Annotated in this window: 14 protein-coding genes; 5 read left to right on the top strand and 9 right to left on the bottom strand. The window is 70.6% G+C overall.

Annotation, left to right across the window (positions count from 1 at the left end; translation table 11 throughout):
• Window positions 1-66: 66 nt before the first annotated feature.
• Together ACFFR3_RS29340 and ilvD are read left to right on the top strand one after the other, a co-directional pair.
• Window positions 67-1,287: a saccharopine dehydrogenase family protein gene (locus ACFFR3_RS29340; protein ID WP_364370235.1), complete on the top strand. Its 1,221-nt coding sequence runs from the start codon at window positions 67-69 to the stop codon at window positions 1,285-1,287.
• Between the two features lie 76 nt (window positions 1,288-1,363).
• The gene (gene ilvD, locus ACFFR3_RS29335; protein WP_364370232.1) at window positions 1,364-3,013 is read left to right on the top strand and encodes a dihydroxy-acid dehydratase; all 1,650 of its coding nucleotides are present in this window, start codon (window positions 1,364-1,366) and stop codon (window positions 3,011-3,013) included.
• A gap of 236 nt (window positions 3,014-3,249) precedes the next feature.
• On the opposite strand, the gene ACFFR3_RS29330 is transcribed toward ilvD, so the two are convergent.
• From ACFFR3_RS29330 to ACFFR3_RS29300, 7 genes are all read right to left on the bottom strand, one after another.
• On the bottom strand, window positions 3,250-4,143 hold the full coding sequence (locus ACFFR3_RS29330) for a sigma-70 family RNA polymerase sigma factor (protein WP_364370229.1): 894 nt from the start codon (window positions 4,141-4,143) through the stop codon (window positions 3,250-3,252).
• A 9-nt stretch (window positions 4,144-4,152) separates the two neighbouring features.
• Complete coding sequence (locus ACFFR3_RS29325; RefSeq protein WP_169789150.1) at window positions 4,153-4,539, bottom strand: STAS domain-containing protein; 387 nt, start codon at window positions 4,537-4,539, stop codon at window positions 4,153-4,155.
• 41 nt (window positions 4,540-4,580) lie between these two features.
• The gene (locus ACFFR3_RS29320) at window positions 4,581-5,558 is read right to left on the bottom strand and encodes a phosphotriesterase family protein (RefSeq protein WP_345388731.1); all 978 of its coding nucleotides are present in this window, start codon (window positions 5,556-5,558) and stop codon (window positions 4,581-4,583) included.
• Window positions 5,559-5,617: 59 nt separating this feature from the next.
• The gene (locus ACFFR3_RS29315) at window positions 5,618-7,018 is read right to left on the bottom strand and encodes a methionine--tRNA ligase (protein WP_345388733.1); all 1,401 of its coding nucleotides are present in this window, start codon (window positions 7,016-7,018) and stop codon (window positions 5,618-5,620) included.
• A 137-nt stretch (window positions 7,019-7,155) separates the two neighbouring features.
• The gene (locus tag ACFFR3_RS29310) at window positions 7,156-7,614 is read right to left on the bottom strand and encodes a universal stress protein (protein ID WP_345388735.1); all 459 of its coding nucleotides are present in this window, start codon (window positions 7,612-7,614) and stop codon (window positions 7,156-7,158) included.
• A gap of 46 nt (window positions 7,615-7,660) precedes the next feature.
• The gene (locus ACFFR3_RS29305; RefSeq protein WP_364370221.1) at window positions 7,661-8,275 is read right to left on the bottom strand and encodes a DUF998 domain-containing protein; all 615 of its coding nucleotides are present in this window, start codon (window positions 8,273-8,275) and stop codon (window positions 7,661-7,663) included.
• Window positions 8,276-8,461: 186 nt separating this feature from the next.
• Window positions 8,462-9,385, bottom strand: coding sequence for an anti-sigma factor RsbA family regulatory protein (locus ACFFR3_RS29300; protein ID WP_364370218.1), 924 nt, complete (start codon window positions 9,383-9,385; stop codon window positions 8,462-8,464).
• Between the two features lie 179 nt (window positions 9,386-9,564).
• On the opposite strand from ACFFR3_RS29300, the gene ACFFR3_RS29295 reads away from it, so the two are divergent.
• Window positions 9,565-10,119, top strand: a complete 555-nt coding sequence (locus ACFFR3_RS29295) for a DUF1707 SHOCT-like domain-containing protein (protein WP_364370215.1) — start codon at window positions 9,565-9,567, stop codon at window positions 10,117-10,119.
• On the opposite strand, the gene ACFFR3_RS29290 is transcribed toward ACFFR3_RS29295, so the two are convergent.
• Together ACFFR3_RS29290 and ACFFR3_RS29285 are read right to left on the bottom strand one after the other, a co-directional pair.
• Window positions 10,089-11,201 (bottom strand): aromatic ring-hydroxylating oxygenase subunit alpha, encoded by a 1,113-nt coding sequence (locus tag ACFFR3_RS29290; RefSeq protein WP_345388744.1) that lies wholly within the window; start codon window positions 11,199-11,201, stop codon window positions 10,089-10,091. The two genes, ACFFR3_RS29295 and ACFFR3_RS29290, sit on opposite strands and share 31 nt — an antisense overlap.
• 64 nt (window positions 11,202-11,265) lie before the next feature.
• Window positions 11,266-12,357 (bottom strand): FAD-dependent oxidoreductase, encoded by a 1,092-nt coding sequence (locus ACFFR3_RS29285; RefSeq protein WP_364370209.1) that lies wholly within the window; start codon window positions 12,355-12,357, stop codon window positions 11,266-11,268.
• Between the two features lie 51 nt (window positions 12,358-12,408).
• Here ACFFR3_RS29285 and ACFFR3_RS29280 point away from each other — a divergent pair, with 51 nt between their 5' ends.
• On the top strand, window positions 12,409-12,972 hold the full coding sequence (locus tag ACFFR3_RS29280) for a TetR-like C-terminal domain-containing protein (RefSeq protein WP_345388749.1): 564 nt from the start codon (window positions 12,409-12,411) through the stop codon (window positions 12,970-12,972).
• An 88-nt stretch (window positions 12,973-13,060) separates the two neighbouring features.
• Window positions 13,061-13,432 carry a DUF8711 family protein gene (locus ACFFR3_RS29275; protein ID WP_345388751.1) on the top strand — a complete coding sequence of 124 codons (372 nt, stop codon included), beginning with the start codon at window positions 13,061-13,063 and terminating at the stop codon, window positions 13,430-13,432.
• The last annotated feature ends 199 nt before the right edge of the window (window positions 13,433-13,631 follow it).

The following is a 13,631-nucleotide window of genomic DNA, read 5'->3' as shown; positions in this document are numbered from 1 at the left end:
TTCAGCGTACGGGCGTTGGATGAGCGGACACACCCCCAAAAAGCTGCTAAAAGGGGATTTTTCGTCATGCGTATCCTTCTCGTGGGAGCAGGCGGCGTGGGCACCGCCATCACCCGGATCGCCGCCCGCCGCCCGTTCTTCGACCACATGGTGGTCGCCGACTACGACCTCCCCCGCGCCAAGGCCGCCGTCGCCGCCCTCGGCGACGCGGCCGCCAGGTTCACCCCGGCCAGGATCGACGCCGCCGACACCCGCGCGGTCACCGACCTGCTCGCCGAGCACCGCTGCGACGTGCTGCTCAACGCCACCGACCCGCGTTTCGTGCTGCCTCTGTTCGACGCCGCGCTCGCCGCGGGCGCCGATTACCTCGACATGGCGATGTCGATGTCCAGGCCGCACCCAGAGCGCCCGTACGAGGAGGTCGGCGTCAAGCTGGGCGACGAGCAGTTCGCCAGGGCGGGCGCGTGGACCGAGCGTGGCGGGCTGGCCCTGGTGGGCATGGGGGTGGAGCCGGGCCTGGCCGACGTGTTCGCCCGCTACGCCGCCGACGAGCTGTTCGACGAGATCGAGGAGATCGGCATCAGGGACGGCGGCAACCTGACCGTCGAGGGCTACGAGTTCGCGCCGTCGTTCTCGATCTGGACCACGATCGAGGAGTGCCTCAACCCGCCGCTGATCTACGAGAAGGACCGCGGCTGGTACACCACCGAGCCGTTCAGCGAGCCCGAGGTCTTCGACTTCCCCGACGGGATCGGCCCCGTGGAGTGCGTGAACGTCGAGCACGAGGAGGTCGTGCTGGTGCCGCGGTGGATCCCGGCGCGGCGGGTCACGTTCAAGTACGGCCTGGGCGAGGAGTTCATCGGCGCGCTGAAGACGCTGCACGCGATCGGCGTGGACCGCACGGACCCGGTCGAGGTGCGCACCGGGGACGGCACGGTCGAGGTGTCGCCGCGCGACGTGGTGGCCGCCGTGCTGCCCGACCCGGCCGGGCTGGGCGAGCGCATGCACGGCAAGACGTGCGCGGGCACGTGGGTCAAGGGCGTCAAGGACGGGCGGCCGCGCGAGGTGTACCTGTACCACGTGGTGGACAACCAGTGGACGATGCGCGAGTACGGCAGCCAGGCCGTCGTCTGGCAGACCGCGGTCAACCCGGTGATCGCCCTGGAGCTGCTGGCCGAGGGGGTCTGGAAGGGCACGGGCGTGCTGGGGCCGGAGGCGTTCGAGCCGCGCCCGTTCCTGGATCTGCTGGTCGCGTACGGCTCACCGTGGGGCATGCGCGAGCAGTGAGGGGGCCGGGCGACGGCACGGGAACGGGACGTTGGATCATAAAGGGGCCTCGACCCGTACCTGGGAGGAAGACCCCTTGAGCATCGCCGACGACCCCGACCGCGCACCGGCCCGCTCCCATCTGTACGCCATGGGCCTGTCGGAGGAGGAGATGCGCCGCCCCGTGGTGGGCATCGCCTCCACCTGGACCGGCACCATGCCCTGCAACCTCAACCATCGCGACCTGGCCGAGCACGTGGCGGAGGGGGTGCGCGCGGCGGGTGGCCTGCCGATGGAGTTCAACACGATCGCCGTCTCCGACAACCTCACCATGCACACGCCCGGCATGCGCACGTCGCTGATCAGCCGCGAGGTGATCGCCGACTCGATCGAGCTGATGGGGCGGGCCCACCAGTTCGACGCGCTGGTGGCCATCGTGGGCTGCGACAAGACCGTACCGGCCGCGATCATGGCCCTGGCCAGGCTGGACGTGCCGTCGGTCGTCCTCTACAGCGGCAGCATGATGCCGGGCCGCTGGCGGGGACGTGACGTGACGATCCAGGACATGTGGGAGGCGCTCGGCGAGCGCGAGGTGGGCCGCCTCGACCAGGCCGACCTGGACGACCTGGCCAGGCACGCCTGCCCCGGCGCGGGCACCTGCGCCGCCCAGTACACCGCCAACACCATGGGCGCGGTCGCCGACTTCCTGGGCCTCGCACCGTTCGGGATCGGCGACATCCCGGCGGTGGCGGAGGAGAAGAACGCGGCGGCCCGCCGCATCGGCGAGATCGCCATGGACGCGCTGGCCCGCGACGCCCGCCCGTCGCGGGTGCTCACCGCCGACGCGCTGCACAACGCGATCGTCTCGGTGGCGGCCATGGGCGGCTCCACGAACGCGGTGCTGCACCTGCTGGCGATCGCCCGCGAGGCGGGGCTGCCGCTGGAGATCGACCGCATCGGCGAGGTCTGCCGCGAGGTGCCGATCATCACCGGGCTCAAGCCGAGCGGCGGCGACGCGACCGCGCTCGACCTGTGGCGGGCCGGCGGCACGTCGCTGGTGGTGCGCCGGCTGCTGGAGGCGGGGCTGCTGCGTGAGAACGTCACGCTGGTGGACGGCCGCACGCTGCCCGAAGTGGCCGAGGCCGCGGTGGAGACGCCGGGCCAGCGGGTGGTGGCGAGCGCGGACGAGCCGTTCAAGAAGCGCGGCGCGCTGGCCATCCTGCGCGGCTCGCTGGCGCCCGACGGGGCGGTGCTCAAGCTGGGCGGCAAGGACGACTTCCGGCACGAGGGCCCGGCGAAGGTGTTCGACTCGGAGAACGACTGCTACGTCGCGATCCAGGAGGGCCGCATCGTGCCGGGCGACGTCATCGTGGTCAGGTACGAGGGCCCGGCGGGCGGCCCCGGCATGCGCGAGATGCTGTCGATCACCGGTCCGCTGGTCGGCCGGGGCCTCGGCACCTCGGTGGCGCTGGTGACCGACGGCCGGTTCAGCGGCGTCTCGCACGGCCTGGTGATCGGGCACGTGGCGCCTGAGGCGTACCACGGCGGGCCGATCGCGCTCGTGCAGGACGGCGACCCGGTGGTGATCGACAGCGCGGCCGGCACGCTCGACGTGCTGGTGCCGGAGGACGAGCTGGCCCGGCGCAGGGCGGCGTGGCGGCGGCCTGAGCGGGAGGTCGAGCGCGGCGTCCTGACCAAGTACGTCGCATCCGTCCGCTCGGCCTCGGACGGCGCGGTCACGGCCTGAACCAGGAGGGTGGGGGCACGCCCGGGGACCGGGCAGCCGCCCGGGACGGCTATGCTGCGCAGTGACGTTTCGCGTGCCCTCACCTGAATGGAGACCTGCCCGATGATGAAGGAGTTCGCCGCCGAGGTCGTGATGTGGCTCGTCCCGGTCGTGGTGCTGATCGGGGTGGCACTCCTCGTCACCGCCTGAACCCCCGGCGAGTCCCCTCAGTAGATCCAGGCAGGCTCAGGAGAGCTTCACGACGCCCAGGCCAGCAGCGGCCCTCCTTGTCTGAGCCGCTTCAGCGCCTGTTTCTCCAGCTGCCTGATGCGTTCCCTGGTCAGGCCCAGATGCGCGGCGATCGCGGTGTAGCTCTGGGCCTGCTCGCCGCTCAGCCCATACCTCAGGTTGATGACGAACGCCTCGCGCGGCGGCAGCGACGTGACCACCTGGCGCAGCTCGGCGCTGAGTGCGCGGCGCTCGGTCAGCTCCTGCACCTCGAGCCCGTCCTCGTCGGCGATCATGTCGCCGATCCTGCTCTCGCCGTGCTCGCCGACGGGCAGGTCGAGGCTCACGGTCTCCTGGCCCAGCCGGCGTAACGTGGCCACCTGCGCGGGCGTGCGTTCCGCCGCCGCGCTCAGCTCGGCGTCCGTCGGTTCCCTGCCCAGCTCAGTGGCCAGGCGCCGCTCGACGCGCAGCAGCCGCGACAGCTCCTCGGCGACGTGGGACGGCAGGCGTACGGTGCGGCTCTTGTCGTGGATGCCGCGCTCGATGGCCTGCTTGATCCACCACATCCCGTACGTGGAGAACTTGAAGCCGCGCCGGTAGTCGAACTTCTCCACCGCCCTGATCAGCCCCAGGTTGCCCTCCTGGATGACGTCGAGCAGCGGCAACCCCCGGTAGGAGTAGCGCCTGGCGACCGCCACCACCAGCCGCAGGTTCGACCTGATCAGCTTCTCCTTGGCGCGCCGCCCGTCAAGGACGATGTGTTCGAGTTCGGGCGTGCCCGAACCGCGCTCGATGAGATGGCCCGCGTACAGGCCGGCCTCGATCCGCCGGGCGAGATCGACCTCGTCGTCAGCGGAGAGTAAGGGGGTCTTGCCGATCTGCTCAAGGTACGTGCCGAGCAGATCGGGCTCTTCTGCCGCCATGCACGGGCACTACCCGGTAAACGGCGGCGAATTCCCTGCTTCGTTGAGTTCGGCGATGGCGAGCTCGGCCGTGCTGCGGATATCGAAGAACTTGTCGAGCGCGGTGATCGCGAACAGGTGCTTGCACCGGCCGTTGAGCCCGGACAGCAGCAGCCGCCCGCCGGAGGCGGTGACCGCTTTGTGCAGGTAGACCAGCACCGACAGGCCGGAGGAGTCGCAGACGCTCACGGCCTGCATGTCGATGACGAGCAGCGGCGGCTGGGTGAGATCGAGGGCCTTGGTCACGCGGTCTCGGACCTCGGCGGCGGAGCCGAAGTCGAAGTCCCCCGTCAACCGTGCGATGACGCAGGGTCCTTGGAGTCCGAGGCTTATCGACAAGGCCTGCTCCGAAGTCACCCAGTTCCACCTACCCGCGTCGCTCTCCCGACCCAACCACTCTATGAGAAGTAGCGCTTCGGGTTGAACACCAGCATCTGCTCAATCTGGTCGTCGGTCACACCCGAGTCCCGCAGTGCGGCCAAGACGTCGTCGTGAATGTGATCGTAGCGCCAGTTGGGCGCGACCGCGTCGCGGGTCTCGTCCCAGGGCCCGCCGAAGTAATCCATGAAGCAGGCCGTGTCGTGGCTGAGGACCATGCGGTCGGTGTAGCCGCGGGCGGCGAGCGCGGCGACCGTGGCCACCCGCTGCGGGGTCGGGTTGTAGAGGTCGAGGCCGAAACGGTCCATGCCGAGCACGGCGCCGGTGTCGGCGAGCCGCATGAGGTAGTCGAGGTCGTTGCTGTCGCCGGCGTGCCCGATGACCACCTTGGTCAGGTCGACGCCCTCCTTGCCGAACAGGTCGAGCGCGAGCAGCCCGCTCTGGGTGAAGGAGTTGGTGTGCACGGTGATCGGCGCGCCCGTGCGCAGGTGGGCCTGGGCCACGGCCTTGCAGATGCGCTCGACGCCCGGCGTGAGCCCTTTGGCCTCGACCACGCACTTGAGGAAGGCCGCCTTGACGCCGGTGCCGGCGATGCCCTCGGTCAGGTCGCGCACGAAGTCGTCGATCATCGGGTCGGGGCAGTCGATGAGCAGGCCGGGGCCGCGGTGCTCGTACTGGTGGGGCACCTCGTCGTAGGAGTAGAGGCCGGTGGCGGCGATGATGTTCAGCTCGGGCACCTGGTCGGCGACGCGCTTGACGCGCGGGATGTAGCGGCCGAGCCCCCACACCGTCGGGTCGACGATCGTCCGCACGCCCTTGGCCGCCACCGCGCGCAGCTTGGTGACCGCGTCCGCCACCCTGGTCTCCTCGTCCCACCAGGCGCCCGCGCCGTAGTTGTCCACGTGCTCGGTGGCCAGCACGAAGACGTGGTCGTGCATCAGGGTCTGACCCATCGTGTTGACATCGACGGGGCCGCGTAGGGTTTCGACAGTGGGCATGCGCGCCTCCATACCAGGTGGTCGGTTGCGCGCAAACCTAAGCCGGACAGTCAAGATCGTCAAACTCCGCTGCGCGGGAACAACGGGCGCGGTTTCGCCAGCCGTTCACCGCCGACCGCCGCGGCCACGCGGCGGGCGGCCGTCGGCAGGAACGGCTCCAGCTGATCGGCCAGCTCCCTGCACGCTCCGACCAGCCGGCCCAGCGACACCTCCTGCCGGGCGCGCGGCTGCGCCCACGGCCTGGCGGCCTCGACGTACCGGTTGGCCTCCTCGACGATGCGCCACACCTCGATCGCCGCCCGCCGGAAGTCGAAGTCCGCGAGCGCCGCGTCCACCGAGATCTCGGCCAACGGTTCGTCCTGCGGCGGCACGTGGCCGTCGAGGAAGCGGTGCACCATGGTCGCGACCCGGCTGACCAGGTTGCCGAGGCCGTTGGCGAGGTCCTCGTCGGCCCGCGCGCGCAGTCGTTCCTCGGTGAAGTCCACGTCGCCCACGCGCGGCACCTCGCGCAGCAGCCACCACCGCACCGCGTCCACCCCGTACGCCGCCACCAGCTCCGCTGGATCGGCCGTCCCGCCCGCCGACTTGCTGATCTTGCGGCCGCCGGCCGTGATGTAGTCGTGCACGAAGACGGCGGTGGGCAGCGGCCGCCCGGCCGACAGCAGCATGGCCGGCCAGTGGACCGCGTGGAACCGGATCACGCCCTTGCCCACGATGTGCACCTTGTCCTGCTCGCGCACCCACCACCGCTCGTACGCGCCGGGCTCGTCCAGCGCCGTGACGTAGTTGGCCAGCGCGTCCCACCAGACGTAGATCACCTGGTCGGAGTCGCCCGGCACGGGGATGCCCCAGCCGCGGGCGCGGGCGGCCGAGCGGGAGACGCTGATGTCGGACAGCCCGGCCGCCACGAACGCCAGCACCTCGTTGCGCCGGGCCGCCGGCTCGACGCGCAGCCGCCCGCTGCCGATGAGGTCGAGCAGCGCGTCCTGGTAGCGGGAGAGCCGGAAGAACCAGTTCTGCTCCGAGACCGTCTGCAGCGGCCCTGGATGCCCGTCGGGGCAGGGGCCCTCCTGGTAGAACTGCTCGCAGCCCACGCAGTAGAGCCCCTCGTAGTGGCGCTGGTAGAGGTCGTGCGCGATCTCCTGCCAGATCCGCTCGACGCCGGCGCGGTGCGCGGGGTGCGCGCTGGTCCTGATGAAGGCGTCGAACGACACGTCGAGCGGCCCGCGCAGCGCCTCGAAGGCGGCGGCGTTGCGGTCGACCAGTTCGCGCACCGGCACGCCCGCCGCCTCCGCGGCCAGCACGTTCTTCAAGGAGTTGTCGTCGCTGCCGGTCTGGAACCGTACGGGCGCGCCGCGCCGCCTGTGGTGCCTGGCCAGCACGTCGGCCTGGACGAGCTCCAGCGCGTGGCCGAGGTGCGGCCTGGCGTTGACGTAGGGGATGGTGGTCGTGACGTACATCGGATGCCTCCCGAAGGGGCCCCGGACACGAAGAGAGGCCCCGGCTAGCAGGGCCTCAACGTGGACGTGCCGGTGAAACCCCCTAGGGGGCCATCATTCGTCGGCACGTCGCGATCATGCCGACACTATACGTCGTCTCATCCGTCCTTGCGGGGGCCGGGGACGACCAGCACGGGCCGGTGCGCGTGGTGCAGCACCCGGTCGGACGTGCTGCCCAGCAGCAGCGAGCGCACCCCGCCCAGCCCTCTGGTGCCGGTCACGATGAGCGAGGCGTCCAGTTCCTCCGCCACGTCCACGATGGTCGACCAGACGGCCACGGAGTCCACGTCGCAGCGCGGGGTGGCGTCCAGCCCCGCTTCCCTGGCCAGCTCGGCGCCCTGCATGGCCAGCTCGCTCATCGCCTGCCCGATCGCCTCGTCCTCTGCGCCCGCCTGGTCGATCGTCACCATGAGCCCGGCCGACGCGCGGGCCGAGGTCATCGCCAGCCGCTCCCACACGGTCAGCACCACGGCGTGCTCCCCCGGGAACATCCGGCCCGCGAACTCGATGGCGGCCTTGGCGTCGTCGGACCCGTCGTACGCGATCAAAATCGTCATCTCCTTCCTCTTCCCGTAGTGCGGCTTTCACGCCTGACTTCTTGATCTAGGCGAGGGCCGGCACACGGCGGGCGGAGGTCCGCAGCATCGCCATGCCCGCCAAGGCCAGCACGCCCAATTCGGTGACGACCACCACGCGCTGGGTCAGCCCGGCGGGGATGTCGTCGTTGGACAGCGGGATGCCGAACATGCGCACCACGTACGGGACCACGACCAGCAGCAGCGCGCCGACGGCGACCACGCTGAGCACGCGCAGCGCCTTCGCGTAGCGGACCCGCGCCTTGGCCAGCAGCAGCCCGGCGAGCGGCATCATGACGAACGCGGCGAAAGCGGCATAGCGGTGGATGCCCCCCGACATCGACAGCGGCAGCCCCGGCCGGTCCGTCGGGAACGCGCCCACCAGGAACATGCTCGCGCCCCAGCCAAGCAGCAACAGGACGACCCAGCGGTTCGCACCGGCCCGGCGCAGCGCCTCCGCGATCAGCGCGGAGCCCACAGCGAACAGGGTCAGCGCGGCGGGCAGCAGCCAGCCGGCCGACTGCCAGACGTACTCACTGATCACGGCGTGCATCGGGTCCAGGTTCGAGGCGGCGTGCAGCGTGAGCATCGCGCCGCTGCCGGCGCCGATGGCCGCGAATCCACTGACGAGCAATTCCTTCATGCCTTCAAAGCTCGTGGAAAGCGGCTTTTCCGAACATCGGAGATCGGCCCGAACTCGCCCTGAAGGATCCCCTAATACCTTGGGCTGACCTGCCCCTGGCCGTGGCCGTTGAGCTGGCGTTTCATGACCCTGGGTAGGGTCGGCCCCCTCAGGGTGCGGGTGGCCGTCCCCACGCCCGGGCGGGGGTCAGGAGGCGGAGTCGAAGTACGCGCGTACGGTGGTGGCGCCCGGGCGGGTGTGGACGCGTACGAGGTCGCTGAGCAGGTTGACGATCAGCAGGCCGCGCGAGCCCGACTGGCGCGGATCGACCGGGCGGCGGCCCACCAGCGGATCGGTGATGTGGCCGCGGTCGCTGACCTCGCACACCAGCCGCCCGTCGGCCTGCCACACGCGCAGCAGCCCGGCGCCGCCGCCGTGGTCGAGGCTGTTGGCGCCCAGCTCGGCCACGGTGAGCCTGATGTCGTCGAGCCGGTCGCCGGTGAAACCGAGGGCGGCGGCCTCGCGGGCGGCCAGGGCCCGCGCGGACGACAGGTTGGAGCTGTCGAAGTGCAGCGAGACGCAGCTCTCTGGCTCGTCGAACGGCCGGTTGTGGCCCTCGACGACCTGCTCGGGCGCGTAGTCGGCGCTCGTCCACGTGCCGGACGCGTCGCGCAGCACGGGGTGGGTGCGCGCGGCCTCGCCGATGACCTCGTCGCTCAGCGTGCGCACGTCGTACGGGCACATGATCGTCGCGGGCCGCCCCGCGAACGACAGGTTGATCAGTGCCTCGTGCTGCGCGCAGGCGGCGTACTCGTCGCGCGTGCGCTCCGGCCAGATCGGCTCGCCGATGATCCGCACGTGGCGGCCGGGATGCCGGTCGGCGAAGCCGCGCAGCACGGCGGGGATGATGCGGCCGGGGTTGCGTCCCGCCTCGGTCATGTCGAGCATGAGCACGTCGCGGGCGGCGGCGCCGAGCGAGCCCTCGATGAGCGCGAGCCTGGCGCTGGGTACGGCCACCGCGACGGGGTCGCCGGCGGCCAGGCCGTCGGTCACGAAGGCCGTGGTGGCAGCCACATATTCCCCATCACTCCGATAGAGCAGTGCGGGATGGTGGAACGGGTCTGCCGGCATCAGCCACAGGCTACCTAAGGTTGGTGTCTTCAAAGCCATCCGATGGGTACCTATTGGGTGTGAAGAGAGTCCAGGTGATTCAGCGCCCCCGTCCAGGACACCGTCCGTTGCCCCTCGATCTCCGCACCCCTTCAGGGCGGCAACTCCCCTTCTGAGTCAAGCGAACCTATGCTCAGGACATGTCGGAAATGCGGATGCGCGTCTCGGATGAGGACCGCGAGCAGACCGCCCAGCGGCTGCAACGCGCGTTCTCCGAGGGCCGCCTCACCCACCCCGAGCTCGACGAGCGGCTTGAACGCGCGCTCACCGCGAAGACGTACGCCGACCTGCTGGCCCTGATCGACGACCTGCCCGCGGACGAGCCGCGGGTCGGCGACGTCGTGGAGCTCCAGCAGGCCAACGGCGCAGTCAAGCGCTCAGGCGACTGGGCGGTGCCCCGCCGCCTGCGGGCGGGCAGCAAGTACGGCACCGTCGACCTCGACTTCTCCGATGCCGTGATCCCGCACCAGGTGGTGGAGATCGAGCTCGACCTCCAGTACGGCAACGCCAGGATCACCGTGCCCGAGGGCGCGGTGGCGAACATCGACGGCTTCGAGAGCACCTGGGGCGCCACGCGGACCGACGACGTGCCGAGCAGGCCACGGCCAGGCGCCCTCTACTTCGTGATCACCGGCCGGGCGAAGTACGGCGGGCTCACCGTGCGCTATCCGCGCAAGCGCTGGTTCACCCACTGATGGAAGAGCGAGATGTGGTGCTCGCTGGGCACGAGCACGCCGCCGTCCCGGTAGGCCCGTGACGACATGCCGGGCTGGGTGCGCTCGCACGCGTCGAAGTCCTGCTCGTTGACCCGGTGGAACAGCTCGACCGACAGCGACACGTCGGCGCCCGACGCGACCACGTCGGGGTGGTAGAGCCAGTCGCACTCGACGACCGTCCTGTCCACCGCCAGCGGGAACATGCGGTGCAGGATCACGTGGTCGGGCACCAGGTTGACGAAGACCTGCGGCTTGACGGTGATCGCGTAATAGCGGCGGTCCTGCTCCTGCGCCACGTCCGGCAGCTTGCCGAAGCCGGGGCTGCCGTCCACGGTGAACCCCGCGGCCCGCTCGGCGAACTCGGCGCCGTGGCCCACGTAGTACTGCGCCGCGTAGCCGCCGGCGAACTCCGGCAGCACGGCGGTCAGCTCGGGGTGGATGGTGGCGCAGTGGTAGCACTCCATGAAGTTCTCGACCAGGAGCTTCCAGTTGGCCTTGACGTCGTAGAGGATGCGGCGGCCGAGCGCGAGGTCCTCGACGTGGTAGCGCTCGATGGCGGCGGGGTCGCCGAGCCGCTCGGTGGCGGCCCGGGTGACGGTCTCCTCGAACGAGGGCGGCTCGGCGGCCAGGCAGACCCAGGCGTAGCCGAGCCACTCGCGCAGGTGCACGGGGACCATTCCGTACGCGGCCCGGTCGATGTCCGGCATCCTGGCCAGGTTGGGCGCGGCGGCGAGGCGGCCGTTCAGGTCGTAGGACCAGGCGTGGTAGGCGCACCTGATCGTCCGCTTGACCTCGCCGGCCTCCTCCAGACATAACCGCGCCCCACGGTGCCGGCAGACGTTGAGGAAGGCGCGCACCTGATCGTCGCGCCCGCGTACGATGATGACGCTCTCCCGGCCCACCTGAACGGTCCTGAACGCGCCCGGCTTCGCCAGATCCGCCGACCTGACGGCGCAGAACCAGAGGTTCTCGAAGATCTTCTCCTGCTCCTCGGCGAACACCTCAGGATCGGTGTAGGCGCTGCCTGGGAGCGTGGAGATCAGGCTGGACGTGATGGTCAACCGGCACCGCCCTTGTTGCGCATTACGCACCGAGTTGCTCTATATGCGACATAGTCGGGCGGCCTCAGGGGGCTGTCAAGAGGTAGTTGCTGTAGCGGCGCAACAACAGGGTGTAGATGCGGGTTGTGAGGCCGTCGGGCAGCAGTCCGGCGATCGGCCGCTGCATGTCGGTGGCCTCCGTGGCGGCCAGCCTGGCGGGTCTGCGCACCACCTTCGACCTGGCTTTCTCGTACGCCCGCAGGTCCCCGATCGACCGGCTGAGCAGCCAGGCGTCCTCCAGCGCCTGATTGGCGCCCTGGGCCATGGTGGGCGGCATCGTGTGGGCCGCGTCACCGGCCAGCGTGGTCGGCCCCCTCCCCCAGACCTTGGGGATCGGCTGGCGGTGGTGGGGGAAGAAGTCAATGTCCGCGATCGAGGCCAGCACCTTCGGCACCGGGTCGGCCCACTCCCCGAACCGCTCCCGCAGCCGCTCCACCACCTGCGGGTCGCCGGCCCAGAACGGCCGCCCCGGCGCCGACCTGACGTCGAACCACCACAGCAGCCGCCCCCTGCCCGCCGGGATCAGCCCGCACAGCCCGTGCCTGCCCGCGATCATCACCGCCCTGCCGGACTCGGTCAGCAGGGTCGGCTCGGTGGTGAACCCCTGCCAGGTGACCCACGGGCTCAGGGTGGCCGCGTCGGCGCCCCACAGGGCCGAGCGCACCGCCGAACGGCGGCCGTCGGCGCCCACCAGCACGTCGCCGCGTACCGTGCGGCCGTCGGACAGCCGCACCTCGGCCCGTTCCGGCACCACGTGCTCGGCGCGGGCGCCGTACGTCACCGGCACGCCGTCGGCCAGCAGCTCCACCAGCTCGCTGCGGGCGACGTGGACGACGGGATGCCCGAAGCGGCGCTCGGGGACGGTCAGATCGAGGGTCAGCAGGCGGCGGCCGTCGGGGGCCCACGACTCCAGCGTCTCCAGGCGGCGGCCGACGCCGGCCCAGTCCACCTTGAGCTCCTCCAGGATGGCCGTGCTGCCGGGCCAGAGCGAGACGGAGCCGCCGGCCGTGCGCGGCTCGGGCGACTCCTCGTACACCTCGACGTCGTGGCCCTTGCGCAGCAACCCCCTGGCCAGGGCGAGCCCCGCGACCCCCGCGCCGATGACGACTACTCTCATAACGACCCCTGAATAGTGAGACGCTCGATATCGGATACTTGGAGTATCACAATGCCTGCGCGCGGTCGTAAACCCGACCCCTCGGTTGATCACCGCATCAGGCAGGCCGCTGCCACGCTGGTGCTCTCCCACGGCCTCGACTTCACCATGGACGACGTCGCCGCCGCGGCAGGCGTCGGCAGGGCGAGCGTGTTCCGCCGATACGGCGGCAAACGGGACATGCTCCTCGAAACCCTCGGCGGCCTCATGGACGTCCACGTCGCCGTCCCCGACACCGGCACGCTCGCCGGCGACCTGAGCGTGGTGGTCGCCGACACGATCGCGCTGTGGCGGCGCCCCGAGGTGTCGCGCCTGGCCAGGCAGGTGTACGCCGAGGCGGGGCGCGACCCGGCGATCGCGGACGTCGTCCGCACCTCCATGCGCACCCGCATGGAGCGGTCGTGGGTCGTGTACGAGCGGGCGATCGCGCGCGGCGAGCTGCGGCCCGACGCGGACCTGTGGATGCTGACTGACATGTTCGTCGGTTTCATCACCTATCGGGGGATTTTCGAGCTCCCGCTACCCGAACCGGACGAGATCGTGCGAGCTTTGCTGCACGGCTTTACGCTGGGTTGATACGGGTGGTGTTAGTGGGGTGCAAGTGACGATCAAGTGATCGCCCATATGGTGCTTTTCGTAAGTTGAACCAACGAAGGGCACGTACATGACTCCCCCTCGTCGCCTCGCCGCTGTGGCCGCGACGCTCACTCTTGCCGCTCTCACCACCGCTTGTGGCGCGTTCGGCCAGGCCGTCGACTGCAACTCCGCGGCCCAGGAAGCCACCACGATCGTCACCGAGTGGAGCTCAGCGATCAGCGCGAGCGCGACCGACAAGGACGCGATCGGCGAGGCCTCCAAGACGGCGGCCACCAAGACCAAGGAACTGGCCGGCAAGTACGACGGCGAGGTCGGCGCCGCGCTGACCGACCTGGCCGACGGGTTCGCCTCGATCGAGGGCGGCGACCTGTCCAAGGCCAGCGAGTTCACCGGCAAGGTCAGCGGGTTCCAGAGCAAGATCGTCTCGGCCTGCTCCTAGCAGACTCGCGGTCGCCGTGAACACCTGTGGGGGACAGGTGCTCCGGCGGCCGCGTCCCGGCCCCTGCCCGGAGGGCGTGACGCCATGGGGGCACCCTCCACCCGGGGCCTGGGGAAAGCCCGCCACCCGCCACCAAGGTGGCGGGCTTCGCCGTTTCCACCCATCCCTACGCGCAGACCCCACGACCCCAACCGGCCTC

Source organism: Nonomuraea salmonea (genome assembly GCF_042428605.1).
Classification (GTDB): Bacteria; Actinomycetota; Actinomycetes; order Streptosporangiales; family Streptosporangiaceae; genus Nonomuraea; species Nonomuraea salmonea.
This window is presented reverse-complemented; position numbering and strand designations above follow the sequence as displayed.